This window comes from Gordonia sp. G4, from assembly GCF_057770005.1.
Map to the genome: position 1 here is coordinate 3,695,447 of NZ_CM173442.1, position 15,495 is coordinate 3,710,941.

At 69.9% G+C, this 15,495-nt stretch carries 7 protein-coding genes and 1 tRNA gene; 5 read left to right on the top strand and 3 right to left on the bottom strand.

Going from position 1 to position 15,495, the window contains the following annotated elements; all coding sequences use genetic code 11:
• Positions 1–243: 243 nt before the first annotated feature.
• Together AC3B5T_RS16580 and acpS are read left to right on the top strand one after the other, a co-directional pair.
• Positions 244–9,507: a fatty acid synthase subunit beta domain-containing protein gene (locus tag AC3B5T_RS16580; RefSeq protein ID WP_488357751.1), complete on the top strand. Its 9,264-nt coding sequence runs from the start codon at positions 244–246 to the stop codon at positions 9,505–9,507.
• Between the two features lie 38 nt (positions 9,508–9,545).
• A complete protein-coding gene (gene acpS / locus AC3B5T_RS16585) occupies positions 9,546–9,938 on the top strand; it encodes a holo-ACP synthase AcpS (protein WP_055474732.1) in 393 nt (130 codons plus the stop codon).
• Between the two features lie 12 nt (positions 9,939–9,950).
• On the opposite strand, the gene AC3B5T_RS16590 is transcribed toward acpS, so the two are convergent.
• Positions 9,951–10,577: a TetR/AcrR family transcriptional regulator gene (locus AC3B5T_RS16590; protein WP_055474733.1), complete on the bottom strand. Its 627-nt coding sequence runs from the start codon at positions 10,575–10,577 to the stop codon at positions 9,951–9,953.
• Between the two features lie 10 nt (positions 10,578–10,587).
• Positions 10,588–11,064, bottom strand: a complete 477-nt coding sequence (gene bcp / locus AC3B5T_RS16595) for a thioredoxin-dependent thiol peroxidase (RefSeq protein WP_055474734.1) — start codon at positions 11,062–11,064, stop codon at positions 10,588–10,590.
• 150 nt (positions 11,065–11,214) lie between these two features.
• On the opposite strand from bcp, the gene AC3B5T_RS16600 reads away from it, so the two are divergent.
• From AC3B5T_RS16600 to AC3B5T_RS16610, 3 genes are all read left to right on the top strand, one after another.
• The gene (locus AC3B5T_RS16600) at positions 11,215–11,439 is read left to right on the top strand and encodes a DUF3618 domain-containing protein (protein ID WP_055474735.1); all 225 of its coding nucleotides are present in this window, start codon (positions 11,215–11,217) and stop codon (positions 11,437–11,439) included.
• Between the two features lie 127 nt (positions 11,440–11,566).
• Positions 11,567–11,639, top strand: a tRNA-Lys gene (locus AC3B5T_RS16605).
• A 296-nt stretch (positions 11,640–11,935) separates the two neighbouring features.
• Positions 11,936–13,150 carry a L,D-transpeptidase gene (locus AC3B5T_RS16610; protein WP_193748562.1) on the top strand — a complete coding sequence of 405 codons (1,215 nt, stop codon included), beginning with the start codon at positions 11,936–11,938 and terminating at the stop codon, positions 13,148–13,150.
• Positions 13,151–13,219: 69 nt separating this feature from the next.
• Here AC3B5T_RS16610 and AC3B5T_RS16615 read toward each other — a convergent pair whose 3' ends face one another.
• Positions 13,220–15,271 (bottom strand): neutral/alkaline ceramidase, encoded by a 2,052-nt coding sequence (locus tag AC3B5T_RS16615; RefSeq protein ID WP_055474736.1) that lies wholly within the window; start codon positions 15,269–15,271, stop codon positions 13,220–13,222.
• Between the last annotated feature and the right edge of the window lie 224 nt (positions 15,272–15,495).

Genomic DNA, 15,495 nt, shown 5'->3' on the forward strand with positions numbered 1-15,495 from the left:
AATGCTGTTGTGCAGCAGGCGTGTTCATTTGTTGTACCAGCTAGCTCGGCCCGGCAGTGTCGCCATGGCGGCCGGTCGTGCGCGCGCCGTCGACGAGTCCTTTCACGGCAGCGCACGAAACCCGGGTGCTGACAGCGTTTCTCGTGACCGAGATCCACACCAACTGCACAACACCCCCGACATCTACCGCACCTACACACTCCGCAAATCCACACTCTGACCGACCACCACAGAGGAGTATCCGTGACAGTCGACCAGTTCCGCTCCGGCTCGCAGGGCGCCGCCAACGCAGAACGCCCCACCACCACGCTCATCGAGCGGCTCACGCAGGGCGAGCCCTATGCGATCAGCTTCGGCGGGCAGGGCGGCGCGTGGCTGCCCACGCTGACCGAGCTGGTCGTCGACGCCGACCTCGAGCACCGTGTCGCCACGATCGTCGACGCCGCCGAGCGTCTGGTCGAGCCGGTCGCCGACGAGCTCGTCGTGGCACGCGTGTCCGGGTTCCACCCGCTCACCTGGGTCCACGCGCACGACGCGGGAGACGACGTCCCCGCCGAGGCTGCTCTCGCCGACTTCACCCTCTCCGGCCCGGGTGTGCTGCTCACCCAGCTCGCCGCCGTGGAGGCGCTCCGCAAGCAGGGTCTGGACACCGCCGTGCTCCCGCCGAATGCCGTGGTCGGGCATTCCCAGGGGTCGCTGGCCACCGACGCGGTCGGCGCCGAGGGCCGGACCGCCGAGTCCGGTCAGGGTCTGCTGCTGGCCGTGGCGCACCTCATCGGTGCCGCCGGCTCGCTGATCGCGCGTCGCCGCGGTCTGGGCGTGACCACCGACGGCACCCCGATGCTCGCCCTGACGAACATCAGCCCGGCTCGCGTCGACGAGATCCTGGCCCGGTACCGGGACGGTCTGCACGAAGACGATCTGGCGACCGCGCCGGTCGTCGCCATCAAGAACAGCCGCACCGCGGTCGTGCTGTCCGGCGCGCCGCGGCACCTCGCCGCGTTCGCCGCCCTCTGTGATCGGATCGCCGCGACCGAGGCCGACGAGCGCAAGCGCAAGGTCACCGGTGGGGCACCGTTCGCGCCGAAGTTCGACCAGCTGCAGGTGTCGGTCGCGTTCCACCACCCCGCGATGGCCGAGGCCGTCGAGCTGGTCGGCCAGTGGGCCGATCGCTGCGGCATCGACCGGGACCTCGCCACCCGTCACGCCCATGACATCCTCGTCGGCCACGTCGACTGGGTCGCGTCGGTCGACGAGATCGTCGCCGGCGGCGCCAAGTGGGTCCTGGACTTCGGTCCCGGGGACATCGCCACCCGTCTGACCGCATCGCTCGTCCGCGGGCAGGGCGTCGGACTGGTTCCGGCGGCCCTGCGCGTCGGACAGCGCAACCTCTTCAGCCCGGGCGGCGTCCCCGAGGTCGCCACCCCGTGGTCGCAGTTCGCACCGACCCTCGTCGAGCTGCCCGACGGCCGCACCGTCGTCGAGACCTCCTTCACCCGCCTCACGGGTCGTTCGCCGATGCTGCTCGCCGGCATGACGCCGACGACAGTCGACCCGGCCATCGTCGCCGCCGCGGCCAACGCCGGGCACTGGGCGGAGCTGGCCGGCGGTGGTCAGGTCACCGAGGAGATCTTCGCGCGCAACATCGCCACCCTCACCGACCTGCTCGAGCCGGGCCGCGAGGCGCAGTTCAACGCGCTGTTCCTCGACCCGTATCTGTGGAAGCTGCAGCTCGGCGGCAAGCGCATCGTGCAGAAGGCGCGTGCGCAGGGCGCCCCGCTCGACGGCGTGATCGTCTCCGCCGGTATCCCCGAGCTCGAGGACGCCGTCGCGCTCGTCGACGAGTTCGTCGAGGCCGGACTGCGTTTCGTCGCCTTCAAGCCCGGCACCGTCGAGCAGATCCGGTCCGTGGTGCGCATCGCGGCCGAAGTGCCGCACCACCCGATCATCGTCCAGATCGAGGGCGGCCGCGCCGGTGGCCACCACTCGTGGGAGGACCTCGACGACCTGCTGATCGCGACCTACGGTGAGCTCCGCGCCCGCCCCAACGTCGTGATCTGCGTCGGCGGCGGCATCGGGACACCCGAACGCGCCAGCGAATACCTCACCGGCACCTGGGCGGCCGCCCACGGCTACCCGGCCATGCCGCTGGACGGCATCCTCATCGGCACCGCGGCGATGGCGGCAAAGGAAGCGACGACCACCCCCGAGGTCAAGCAACTCCTCGTCGACACCGTCGGTATCGACGAGTGGATCGGTGCCGGTCACGCCACCGCCGGAATGGCCTCGGGCCGTTCCCAGCTCGGCGCCGACATCCACGAGGTCGACAACACCGCGTCGCGCTGCGGCCGGCTGCTGGACGAGGTCGCCGGTGACGCCGAAGCCGTGTCGGCCCGCCGCGACGAGATCATCGCCGCGATGGCCGACACCGCGAAGCCGTACTTCGGCGACGTCGCCACCATGACCTACCGCGAGTGGCTCGACCGGTACGCCGCGCTGGCCGTCGGTGACGCTCGGGGCGAGCAGGCCCCGTGGGCCGACATCACCTGGCAGCAGCGCTTCGTGGAGATGCTGCAGCGCACCGAGGCGCGCATGCACCCGCAGGACTCCGGGCCCATCCCGACGATGTTCGCCGAGGTCACCGCCGCCGCCGATGCGTATGCCGCAATCGACGCGCTCGGCAGCGTGTACCCCGAGATCGACACCGACATCCTGCATCCCGCGGACGTCGCGTTCTTCCTGGAGCTGTGCCGCACCCCGGGCAAGCCCGTCAACTTCGTGCCGGTGATCGACAAGGACGTACGCCGCTGGTGGCGCAGTGACTCCCTGTGGCAGGCCCACGATCCGCGCTACGGCGCCGACGCGGTCTGCGTCATCCCGGGGCCGGTCGCCGTCGCGGGCATCACCCGCGTCGACGAGCCCGTGGGTGAACTGCTCGATCGGTTCGAGGCCCGTGTCGCGTCCGATCTGCAGGCCTCCGGGGAGCGCCCGGTCGCCGTCGCCTCCCGGCACCGGGCCGGGCTGGCCGAGGAAGCCGGCGTGCTGACCTCGGTGCTGGAGTCCGACGACGTCAGCTGGGCCGGCCGGATCGTGGCGAGCCCGATCGCGCTGCTCGGCGATCGCGACGCCTGGACCGTGGTCGGACCCGAGCGGGCCGAACACGCCGTCAGCGGCGCCGTCCTGGAGCAGGTCTCCGCCGACTCCGACGCCACCCGTTTCGACCTCGTCGTCCCCATCTCGGGCGCTTCCGTGCGTATCCCGCTGCTGGCCGGCGAGAGCCTGCGCGACGGTGGTTCGCCGCTGGTCGGCCTCGACGACGCGTCGACCGCGATGCGCGAGATCCTCACCGTGGCCGCCGGCGGCAGCCTGGCCGAGGTGACCGATGGCGTGTCGGTCACGACCGTCTCCTGGCAGCCGGACTCGGTCGCCGATCACGCTGCGGTCACCGGTTTCTCGCTGCCGCCGCACCTGCGTCCGACCACCCCGACCGACCCGTTCGGTTTCGCCGTGCCCGACACCCTGGTCGGCGCGTGCTGGCCGAGCGTGTTCAGCGTCATCGGCGCCGCCCGCACCGATTCCGGTGACCCGGTCGTCGAGGGTCTGCTCGACCTGGTCCACCTCGATCACGCGATCGCGCTGGCCGGCGAGATCCCCGCCACCGCGGCCGACCTGACCGTCACCGCGCGGACCGGCGCGGTCCGGGATGCCGACGTCGGTCGTGTCGTCGAGGTCACGGTGGAGATCGCCGGACCAGCCGGCCCGGTCGCGACGCTCGAGGAGCGTTTCGCGATCCGTGGACGTCTGGGCGCCGCCGAGCTCACCGACCCGGCCCGGGCCGGCGGTGCACCCGCCGCCGAACAGTCGGCCACCCGCAAGCTGCTCCGGACGGCCACCATCACCGCGCCGAACCGGATGACCGGTTTCGCCGTCGTGTCCGGTGACCGCAACCCCATCCACACCGACGCCGCAGCCGCCAAGCTGGCCGGTCTCGGCGACCCGATCGTCCACGGGATGTGGCTGTCGGCCGCCGCGCAGCAGGTCGTCACCGCGACCGACGCGAAGAATCCGACGCCGTCGCCGCGTCCGCTGATCGGCTGGACCGCACGCTATCTCGGCATGGTCCGGCTCGGTGACCGCATCTCGGTGCGCGTCGACCGCGTGGGTCTCGACAACGGCCGCGAGGTCGTCGAGGTCAGCGCCAAGGTCGGCGACAACCTCGTGATGAGCGCGACCGGCCTGCTCGCCGCGCCGCGGACCGTCTACGCGTTCCCCGGCCAGGGCATCCAGAGCAAGGGCATGGGACTCGACGCCCGCTCGCGGTCGAAGGCCGCCCGCAAGATCTGGGATCGTGCCGACAAGCACACCCGTGCGGCGTTGGGCTTCTCGATCCTCGCCGTCGTCCGCGACAACCCGACGACGCTCGTCGCCAACGGGACCACCTATAACCACCCCGACGGCGTGCTGTACCTGACGCAGTTCACCCAGGTCGCCATGGCGACGCTCGGTGTCGCGCAGATCGCCGAGCTCAAGGAGTCCGGTGGCTTCGTCGAGGGTGCCATCACGTGTGGCCACTCGGTCGGTGAGTACAACGCGCTCGCCGCATGCGCCGGCGTCCTCCCGCTCGAGGCCGTCCTCGAAGTCGTGTTCCAGCGCGGCGAGGCCATGCATCACCTCGTCCCGCGAGATGAGCAGGGGCGCAGTGACTATCGGATGGCCGCCATCCGGCCGAGCCAGTTCGGTCTGGCCGACGCCGAGGTCACCGACTTCGTGTCCGGCGTGGGCGCCGCGGGCGGCGAGTTCCTCGAGGTCGTCAACCTCAACCTCCTCGGCTCGCAGTACGCGATCGCCGGCACGGTTCGCGGTCTCGAACTGCTCGAGGCCGAGATCGACCGGCGGCGTGCGGAGTTCGGGGGCAAGCGCGCGTTCATCCTGATCCCGGGCATCGACGTCCCGTTCCACTCGAGCGTGCTGCGCGCCGGGGTCCCGGAGTTCCGCGGTAAGCTCGCCGAGCTGCTGCCCGCCGACATCGACATCGACATCCTGATCGGTCGGTACATCCCCAACCTGGTGCCGCGCCTGTTCAACCTCGGACGCGACTTCGTGGAGGAGATCGCGGCGCTGGTGCCGTCGGATCCGCTGAACGAGGTCCTCGCCGACTGGGACGCCTGGGAGGCGACCCCGAACGAACTGGCCCGGGTGATCCTGATCGAGCTGCTCGCCTGGCAGTTCGCCAGCCCGGTGCGGTGGATCGAGACCCAGGAACTGCTGTTCAGCGGTCCCGAGCGGAACGGGCTGGGAGTCCAGCGCTTCGTCGAGATCGGTCTGAAGGGCGCCCCGACGCTGTCGGGTCTGGCCACCAACACCCTCAAGCTCGACGACTACGCCGCGGCCACCACCGAGGTGCTCAACGTCGAGCGCGACACCGACACGATCCTGGCCAAGGACGCCGGGCACGAGCCCGACGAGGACGAGCTCGACGTTCCCGCAGCGGCCGAGACGTCGGCGGCGGACGCGGCTCCGGCCGCCGCGGCGGCGCCCGCGCCTGCTGCTCCCGCGGCACCGGCGGCACCCGCCGCCGGCCCGCGTCCCGACGACATCGCGTTCACGCCGTCGGATGCGGTGAAGTCCGTGATCGCGCTGTGGACCAAGATGCGCGTCGACCAGATCGGGTCCGCGGACACGATCGAGGCGCTCTGCGACGGTGTGTCGTCGCGTCGTAACCAGCTGCTCCTCGACATCGGCGGCGAGCTCGGACTCGGCGCCATCGACGGTGCCGCCGAAGCCGACATGACCGCGCTGTCGTCGACCGTGGAGACCCTCGCCCGTGGCTACCGGCCGCTGGGTGCGGTGCTCACCGATGCGGTCAGCGACCAGGTCCGCAAGGTGCTCGGCCCGCTGGGTAAGCGCCAGAACTACATCACCGACCGCGTGTCGGGTGTGTGGCAGCTGGGTCCGGGGTGGGGTCTGCACACCACCGTCGCGCTGGCGCTGGGCACCAGGGACGGCGCGTCCGTCCGCGGCGAGGCGCTGGGCAATCTGCTCGACGGCCCGCTGACGAACACCGATTCCCTCGACGCCCTCATCGACAAGGCCGTGTCCGCGGTGGGTGCGGTCAAGGGCATCCCGGTCGGCAAGCCGGCCGCCGAATCCGGTGGTGGCGCAACGGTCGACGCCGCGGCGCTGGGAGAGTTCACCGAGCAGATCACCGGCCGGTCCGGCGCGCTGGCCTCGGCCGCGTACACCCTGCTGGACAAGCTCGGACTCGCCGAGGTCGCCGATCTCGCCGAGGCCGCGGCCGACCCGAACGCCGAGCTCGCCGAGCTGGTCAGCGCCGAACTCGGGTCGGACTGGGCCCGTACGGTGGCGCCGGCCTTCGACGCGGCCAAGGTCGTCCTCATCGACGACCGGTGGGCAACCGCCCGTGAGGATCTCGTCCGACTCTGGCTGACCGACGAGCAGGACCTCGACGCCGACTTCGACACCATCGTCGGCGGGTTCGCCGGAGCCGGTGACACCGTCGCCGACCACGCCACCTGGTGGCAGGGCAAGGCCCTCGCGAACGGAAACGCCGTGCACGGCCGCGTCTTCGGCGCGATCGCGCACGCTGCGGAGAATCCCGAGAAGGGTGCCTACAGCCGCGAGATCGCCGTGGTGACCGGTGCCAGCAAGGGTTCGATCGCCGCCGGCGTGGTCGCCGGGCTGCTGGCCGGCGGCGCGACCGTGGTCGCCACGACGTCGCGCCTGAACTCCGACCGTCTCGCCTTCTACAAGAAGCTGTACCGCGAGAACGCCCGGGCCGGTGCCGCGCTGTGGATCGCCCCGGCGAACATGGCGTCGTACGCCGATGTCGACGACCTCGTCGGCTGGCTCGCGGGGGAGCAGACGGAGAACCTCGGTGGCACAACGGCAGTGGTGAAGCCGGCGATGAAGCCGACGCTGCTGTTCCCGTTCGCCGCACCTCGGGTCGCCGGTGATCTCACCGACGCCGGCGGTCGCGCCGAGCTGGAGATGAAGGTGCTCCTCTGGTCGGTGGAGCGGCTCATCGGCGGTCTCGCCGACGTCCATTCCGATCACGACATCGCCGCCCGCGTGCACGTCGTGTTGCCCGGTTCGCCGAACCGCGGCATGTTCGGCGGCGACGGTGCCTACGGCGAGAGCAAGGCCTCGCTCGACGCGCTCGTGCAGCGCTGGTCGGCCGAGGAGTCCTGGGGTTCCAAGACGACGCTCGCCCACGCCCTGATCGGCTGGGTTCGCGGCACCGGGCTGATGGGTCACAACGACGGGATGGTCGACGCGGTCGAGGCGGCGGGTGTGCGCACTTGGAGCACCGACGAGATGGCGGCGAACCTGCTCACGCTGTGCAGTCCCGAGCAGCGGTCGGCCGCGGTGAGTGCGCCGATCCTGGCCGACTTCACCGGCGGGCTGGACAGCTCGACCGACCTCAAGGCGCTCGCGGCCACCGCGGCGGCGACCGCCGAGGAGTCCGCGGACACCGACGAGGAGTCGGCGACGACCGTCGCGGCGCTGCCGGCACCGGCGCGCGCCCCGAAGGCGATGCGTCCGCAGTGGCCGTCGATCGATGCCCGACCCGAGGACCTCGTGGTCATCGTGGGTGCCGGCGAGCTCGGCCCGTTCGGTTCGGCCCGCACCCGCTTCGAGATGGAGGTCGACGAGAAGCTGTCGGCCGCAGGCGTTCTCGAGCTCGCCTGGAACACCGGACTGGTGCACTGGGATTCGGCGCCGAAGCCGGGCTGGTACGACACCGCGTCCGGAGACCCGGTGCCGGAGAGCGAGATCGCCGAGCGGTACCACGACGAGGTCGTCGCCCGCTGCGGTATCCGCCGCTACGCCGACGACGGGGCGATGGTCGACAACACCTCGCCGCTGCTGACCTCGGTCTTCGTCGACGAGGACCTGACCTTCACGGTCAACTCCGAGGCCGAGGCGCGAGCATTCGCCAGTGCCAACCCGGAGAAGACCCGGGTCACGCAGAACGCCGACGGCGACTGGCAGGTCACCCGGTTGGCGGGCACCGAGATCCGCGTTCCGCGCCAGTTCGCGCTGACCCGGACCGTGGGCGGGCAGATCCCGACCGGTTTCGACCCGACCCGCTGGGGTGTCAGCCCCGACATGGTCGAGTCGATCGACCGGGTCGCCCTGTGGAACCTGGTGGCCACGGTCGACGCCTTCCTGTCGTCGGGCTTCACGCCGAGCGAACTGATGCGCTGGGTGCACCCCGGTCTGGTCGCCAACACGCAGGGCACCGGTATGGGCGGCATGACCTCCATGCGCGACCTGTACGTCAACACCCTGCTGGGCGAGGCCAACGCCAACGACATCCTGCAGGAGGCCCTGCCGAACATCGTTGCGGCACACGTGGTCCAGTCGTATGTCGGAAGCTACGGCGCGATGATCCACCCGGTGGCGGCATGTGCGACCGCCGCGGTGTCGGTCGAGGAGGGCGTCGACAAGATCCGCCTCGGCAAGGCGCTGTTCGCGGTGGCGGGCGGCTTCGACGACCTGGGTATCGAGGGCATCGTCGGCTTCGGCGCGATGTCGGCGACCGCCGACTCGGCGAAGATGACCGCGCGTGGCATCGACGATCGCCGGTTCTCGCGTGCCAACGACCGCCGACGCGGCGGGTTCGTCGAGTCGGCCGGCGGCGGCACGATCCTGCTCGCCCGCGGCGATGTCGCGGCCGAGATGGGTCTGCCGGTGCTCGGTGTGGTCGCGTGGGCGCAGAGCTTCGGCGACGGTGTGCACACCTCGATCCCGGCTCCGGGTCTCGGTGCCCTGGGCGCGGCTCGCGGGTCGCTGTCCTCGCCGCTGGCACGTGCGCTCGGTTCGCTCGGCGTCAGCGCCGACGACGTGGCGGTCGTGTCCAAGCACGACACCTCCACCAAGGCGAACGATCCGAACGAGTCCGAACTGCACGAGCGGCTCGCGGCGGCCATCGGCCGCGGCAAGGGCGCACCGCTGTTCGTGGTGTCGCAGAAGTCGCTGACCGGTCACGCCAAGGGCGGCGCGGCGGCCTTCCAGCTCATCGGCCTGTGCCAGATCCTGCGCGACGGCGTGATCCCGCCCAACCGCAGCCTCGACTGTGTCGACGACAAGATGGCCGAGTACCCGCACCTGGTGTGGCCGCGGGAGACGCTGCAGCTCGGCGAGCGGTTCCCGCTCAAGGCCGGCCTGCTGACCAGCCTCGGCTTCGGTCACGTGTCCGGACTGATCGCGGTGGTGCACCCGGAGGCGTTCATCGCCTCGCTGAACCCGGAGGAGCGCGACGCCTACCGTCAGCGCGCCGACGAGCGGACCCGCCAGGGCAGTCAGCGCTTCCTGCAGTCGATCTGCGGTGGCGAGCCCGCCTACCAGCGACCGCCGAACCGTCGCTTCGACGAGTCGGTCGACGAGCACGACGCCGAGGCGGGCATGCTCCTCGACCCGCAGACCCGTCTGGACGGCGCCGACGTCTACGTCGCCGGTGAGCCGGTGGCGGGTGGTCGGTGACACCCGGTGACGCGAACGGCGCGAGTGACTCCCAAGGGATGAGCGTGCTCGGTGTGGGCATCGACATCGTGTCGATCCCGGAGTTCGGCGAGCAGCTCCGGCAGCCGGGTACGACGTTCGCCGACCGGTTCACGGTCGGCGAGCGTCGGGACTCGGCCGCCGGGACCGGCGACGACGCCCGGCATCTGGCCGCCCGCTGGGCGGCCAAGGAGGCCGTCGTGAAGGCGTGGTCGGTGAGCCGCTTCTCGCGGTCTCCGCTGCTGCCGCTGATCCGACACAGCGACATCGAGGTCGTGACCGACACGTGGGGCCGTCCGGCCATCCGCCTGTCCGGCGAGATCGGCGAGCATCTGCGCGACACGACCGTGCACGTGTCGCTGACCCACGACGGGGACACCGCTGCGGCGGTGGCCATCCTCGAGGGCAGGTAGCCCGCACGGCTCTCAGACCGTCGTCGACTCCTCGAGCAGCAGATAGCCCGCGAGCATCCGCTTGAGTTCGGCGACGGTCTCGTCGTGGTCGTGGCCGTCCTGTACGGAGAAGCTCAGCAGCGAGTAGGCCGTGTGGACGAGCACCTGGGACATCATCTCGCGGCGTTCGCGCTGCGACGGCGTGAGCGGCGCGATGATCCGCGCGACCTGTTCGGCGAGCACCCGTTCGTTCAGCGACGCCGTGGCGCGGGTCGCCGGTGTCGACTGGACGGCCAGCCACACCGCCCGCCGCGACGGGTCGGTGCGCCACAGGGCCGCCAGGTGATCGAGGAACTTCTCGAGCAGGCTGGGCCACTCCAGGGACGGCACCTCCGAGGAGAACGCCGTGAGTTCCTCGCGGACGTCGACGGTGTCCTGGCGGTCCAGCTCGCACACGATGACGTACTTGTTCGCGAAGTACTGATAGAGCGTGCCGATGGGGACCTCGGCCCGGGTCGCGATCTCCTCGCAGGTCAGCGATTCGAACCCGACGTCGATCAACAGCTCGCGTGCTGCTTCGAGCATCGCCTGGAACTTGCGCTTGCTGCGTTCCTGAGTGGGCCGCTTGCGCGGCACCAGCGGTTCGGCGGACTCGGGCATCGGGGCCGGCTCAGACGGACAGGTCGCGGCGCAGCTTGGCGACGTGTCCGGTGGCCCGGACGTTGTACTGCGCGAGTTCGATCGTGCCGTCGGCGTCGACCAGGAACGTCGACCGGATGACGCCGGTGACGGTCTTGCCGTACATCTTCTTCTCCCCGAATGCGCCCCACTCGGTGAGCACCTTCTTCTCCGGGTCGCTGAGCAACGGGAACGTCAGGCCCTCGGCCTCGACGAACTTCGCCAGCTTCGCGGGCTTGTCGGGGGAGATGCCGAGGACCGCGATCCCGGCCTCGTTCAGCTCGCCGAGGTTGTCGCGGAAATCGCACGCCTGCTTGGTGCACCCCGGGGTGGCCGCTGCGGGATAGAAGTAGACGACGACCTTGCGGCCGGCGTAGTCCGACAACGAGACCGGGTCGCCGTTCGCGTCGGGCAGCGTGAACGACGGCGCCGTGTCGCCCACGGACAGTCGGGTGGTGGTCTCAGCCATGAGAGCCAGGCTAGTGCATGGCGACATGCCCGGATGCCGGGATGTCGTAGCATCGAGACGCTGCCATCTGGCGGTTCGTCCCCGGCGCCGAGAGGTCGTGCGGCGGCCGGGAAGTGAGAAGACCAACGAGAAGCGCCGGAAGGATGCAACGTGGCCGGAGATACCGAACGTATCGAGCAGGACATCGCCAAGGCCCGTGAGGACCTCGCCAGTACGCTCGACGCGCTGGCCGAGCGCGCCAACCCCCAGCGGCTCGCCGACGACGCCAAGTCCAAGGCCCTCGCCACGCTGCAGACGCCCGCGGTGAAGTACGCGATCGCCGGATTGGGTGCGCTGGTGGTGCTCATCGTCGTCCGCAAGGTCACCGCCAGGTGATCCGGTGATCCCGCCGGTGGGGACAGGGACTCGTCCGCGCAAGCCCGTCGGGCGGCAGAAACCGCGCCGACCAGGCGATTTCACTTCTGCCGCGCGGGTCCTGTAAGGTTCCATCTCGCACCGGCAAGCGCCATTAGCTCAATTGGCAGAGCAGCTGACTCTTAATCAGCGGGTTCGGGGTTCGAGTCCCTGATGGCGCACAGAGTTTCAAGACGCCTCGCATTCAGCGGGGCGTCTTGTGTCATCTCAGAAGGTTTTCGGTCGCGCGCGGGTGCTTGATGAACAGCAGGTGAACGTCCGGCGTTTCGCGTGCGCAACACGCCACTCGAACGGATGACCGGCGAAGCGTTCGGTGCGATTTCTCGTACACTGGTCGGCGACATCGGGTTCGGAATGTCCGGTTCGGCGGTTCGGGGTTCAGGTGTCAGGTTTTCACAGGTTGCGGGGCAGCGTGACCGGCCGGTTCGGGGTCGGGACGCCGACAGGCGGGAGTGAGATGGGGATGGGCCGTACTCGGCGGATGCCGCTGATCATCAGCGGGGTGATGTTGGCGATCGTCGCGCTGGTGACGTCGTGCACGCAGGAAGCGTCGTACTCCGACAACGTCAGCAGTTCCAGTCTTTTCGACGACCTGCTCAAGCCGGGTCTCGAGATCACCGAGTGGGCCGAACGTCCCCTGAACGACAACGCCGTCGGCGTGCAGCCCGGCGCGCCCATCAAGGTGAAGACCAGCGAGGGCACCATCAGCCGGGTGCTGATCAAGAAGTCCGACGGCACTCCCGTCAAGGGCACCCTCGCGGACAACGACACGGTGTGGGTCAGCGACGAGGCCCTCGGCTACAACCGCACCTACACGCTGGAGACCGACGCGGTCGGCATCGGCGGAGCGGTCACCAAGAAGGTCACGTTCACGACCAGCAGTCCCAACAACCTGACGCAGGCGTACCTGACCCCGAGCCCCGGCGAGACCGTCGGCATCGGGCAGCCGGTCGCGGTCAAGTTCGACGAGCCGATCGCGGATCGTCGTGCGGCGCAGCGCGCCATCCGGATCACCACCGATCCTCCCGTGGAGGGCGCCTTCTACTGGATCAGCCCCAGCGAGGTCCGGTGGCGGCCGGCGGAGTACTGGAAGCCGGGCACCAAGGTGCGGGTCGCGGTCAACACCTATGGCATCGACCTCGGTGACGGACTGTTCGGCCAGGAGAACGTGCGTACCAACTTCACGGTGGGACGCTCGATGGTCATCACCGCCGACGACAACACCAAGCAGGTCGTCTTCGAGCGTGACGGCAAGGTCATCCGGAGCATGCCGACGTCGATGGGCAAGGCAGGCGACGAGACCGACAACGGCGTCTACCTGATCGCGGACAAGCACGACCACATCATCATGGACTCTTCGACCTACGGTGTGCCCGTCAACTCGTCGAACGGCTACCGCACCCCGGTCGACTACGCGACCCGGATGTCCTACAGCGGCATCTTCTTCCACTCCGCACCGTGGTCGGTGTGGGCGCAGGGCAACACCAACACGAGCCACGGCTGCCTGAACCTGAGCCCGGAGAACGCGCTGTGGGTCATGGAGAACACCCTGCGCGGCGACCCGGTGGTCGTGAAGAACACGACCGGCGGAACCCTGTCGGGCACCGACGGACTCGGTGACTGGAACATCCCGTGGTCGGTGTGGCGCAAGGGCAACGCCGACAACGCCTGACGCCAGACAGTTCCCGGACGCCACCGAACCCGCATCGCGGTCGGTGGCGTCCGTGCGTCGGGCGGAGGATCAGCGCGACGCGACGAGGAACGTACGGCTCGTGCCGGTGACGGGTCTCGTCGTCCCGCTCGCATCGCGTCGGTCCCCGAAGTAGCGGATGCGGTATTCACCCGACGCATCCGCCGGCGGACGCCAGGTGATGGTGATCCGCGACGTGTCCGGGCTGCCGGCCGGTCGCGCCCACCGGAACTCCGTGGACCAGTCGTTGTCGTCGGCGACCGTCGTCCACCCGTACCCGGTGCGCCGTTGCACCTCCAGGTAGGTCCGCCCGTGCCGGAAGTCGTTGTTGGGGTGGGCGCCGACGAACTGCACGGTCACCGTCGAGCCGGGGCGGTACCTGGCCTCGGGCTGGCGCAGGACGTCGCCGTAGCGGTGGCCCGGTATCGGACGGTCCGCGGGGACCGGTGGCACCAGATCGGGTTGCAGGCCCGACTTGTCGACCGGCGCGGGACCCCGGCCGATCCCGCGTCCGGATGCCATGGCCGCCGCGAGCGCGGCGAACTCCTGGAGATAGGCGGACAGCGTGTATCGGCCGTACTGGGTCTCCCCGCCCTCGTAGTGCTGCAGGTCGTATTCCTCGGGCGTGGTCACGTATTGGGTGTAGGCGTTGGAGAATCCCTGCACGAGAACGTTGTCGAGATCGATCCGCAGTTCGTCGGCGACCACCTGTCGAAGTCGCAGGCCTGCGACGACGGTGACCTCGGCGGGCACGCCGACGAGCACGATCTCGCCGATACGCATGAGCTGCAGCGGTACCACCGACGGGATCCAGCCGGAGGGCGGCAGCAGACCGAGCGGAAACGCGATCAGCTTGGGCGCCTGCATGTCTCGCATCCACGGTGCGATCGGCGGGACGCGATCGCCGCCGAGGGCGGTGACGAGAGGGTTGGTCATGCCCTCGACGAGGAAGGGGAGCGGCTGCTCGTAGTTGTCCTCGCTGCTCGTCGCCACCGCACCGGCACCCATCATCGCCGGAGTCGTGGAAGCCGGCCGGCCGTCGGGCGTGTAGGTGCCCGAGATCGTGACCGATGACATGTCGACGTACCGCACGATCGAGTCGACGCCGCCGCGCGTCATCGGGCGAGCGCTGTCGAAGGCCCGCCGTCCCGCGACGTACTGGCGCTCACCGATGAGTTCGCAGTTCCGTCGGTTGTTCGAGGTCGGTCCGTTCGGATGGAACTGTGCCAGCGCGAGATTCGGCGTCATGTCACCGGAGTTGGTCTGGGGGAACGCGGCGACGAACCCTGGTTGTGCACGTTCCCACAGGTGGCTCGCATAACCCTTGTTGTCGCCGGCGATGAGGACGTTGCGGTCGGTGAGGGATGTGCCGTGGGTCGGGAACCAGGTGATGGCGCCGACATCCCGGCCGCCGGAACCGTCGTGCTGCCGTAGTCGCAGCACCGTGACCCGGGGGTCGATCGCGTTCGGGAAATGACGTTTGTCCCACGACGGATTCGCGTCGAAGGCCACCCGGGACCGGTTGCGGCTGGCGTCGTGCAGTTCCTCACGGCCGAGGGTGAGGGTGCCGGGCGCGAGGTCGTCGTGCGCGCGGACGATCGCGGCGAACATGCCGTCGACCTCGGCGTCGTAGGAGTTCTTCTTGAACCCGAATGCGGCGAGGGAGTACGCGTAGTCCCACGACGTGCCGCCGCACGAGGCGTGGGTGTGCTGCGCGTTCAGGTTCACGTTCGATTCGGTGTAGAGAGACCCGAACCTGGTGCGCAGCTTGGCCATCAGGCCCATGTGATGCGATTGGAACAGACAGGCGAGGTCGGCGGTGAGGAAGACGACGCGTTCACCGGTGGCGCGGTCGACGATGATGTAGGCCCGCGCCCAGCAACGCTGCAGGAGCCCGGCCGCGACCTGCTCGGGATTGGAGTAGCCCATCATGCCCTGGCCGGCGACCGCGCCGGTGACGTCGGCGATGCCGCAGCCGACGAGGTAGTTCGTCGACCCCGGCGGCGAAGCGCCGGCGCGCCCGGAGGTGAGGGCGGTTCCGAGGCCCGCGGCGGTGGCGGTCGCCGCGGCACCGGCCATCACCTGTCTGCGAGTGAGTTCCACGAGGCGTCCTTCCGGGCGTCGGACGACACCGGCAGACGTGCGGTGTCATCGCGGCAGCACCCCGACGGTGCGGCCGCGTGGGCTCCGATCAGGTCAGGTCGGCGGAGCGTCCGACCTCAGTCCTTGTCGCCGCCGCCAGGGATTCCGACGATGAACCCGATCCCGATGATGATGCACGAGATCAGCGCGACGGCAGGCATGACCCAGTAGGAAGGCATGGAGTG

What these genes read in the sequence shown, in the direction of transcription:
- acpS (WP_055474732.1), top strand. Translation starts at nt 9,546, where the DNA reads ATGAGCGTGCTCGGTGTGGGCATCGACATCGTGTCGATCCCGGAGTTC.
- AC3B5T_RS16590 (WP_055474733.1), bottom strand. Translation starts at nt 10,577, where the DNA reads ATGCCCGAGTCCGCCGAACCGCTGGTGCCGCGCAAGCGGCCCACTCAG.
- bcp (WP_055474734.1), bottom strand. Translation starts at nt 11,064, where the DNA reads ATGGCTGAGACCACCACCCGACTGTCCGTGGGCGACACGGCGCCGTCG.
- AC3B5T_RS16610 (WP_193748562.1), top strand. Translation starts at nt 11,936, where the DNA reads ATGGGGATGGGCCGTACTCGGCGGATGCCGCTGATCATCAGCGGGGTG.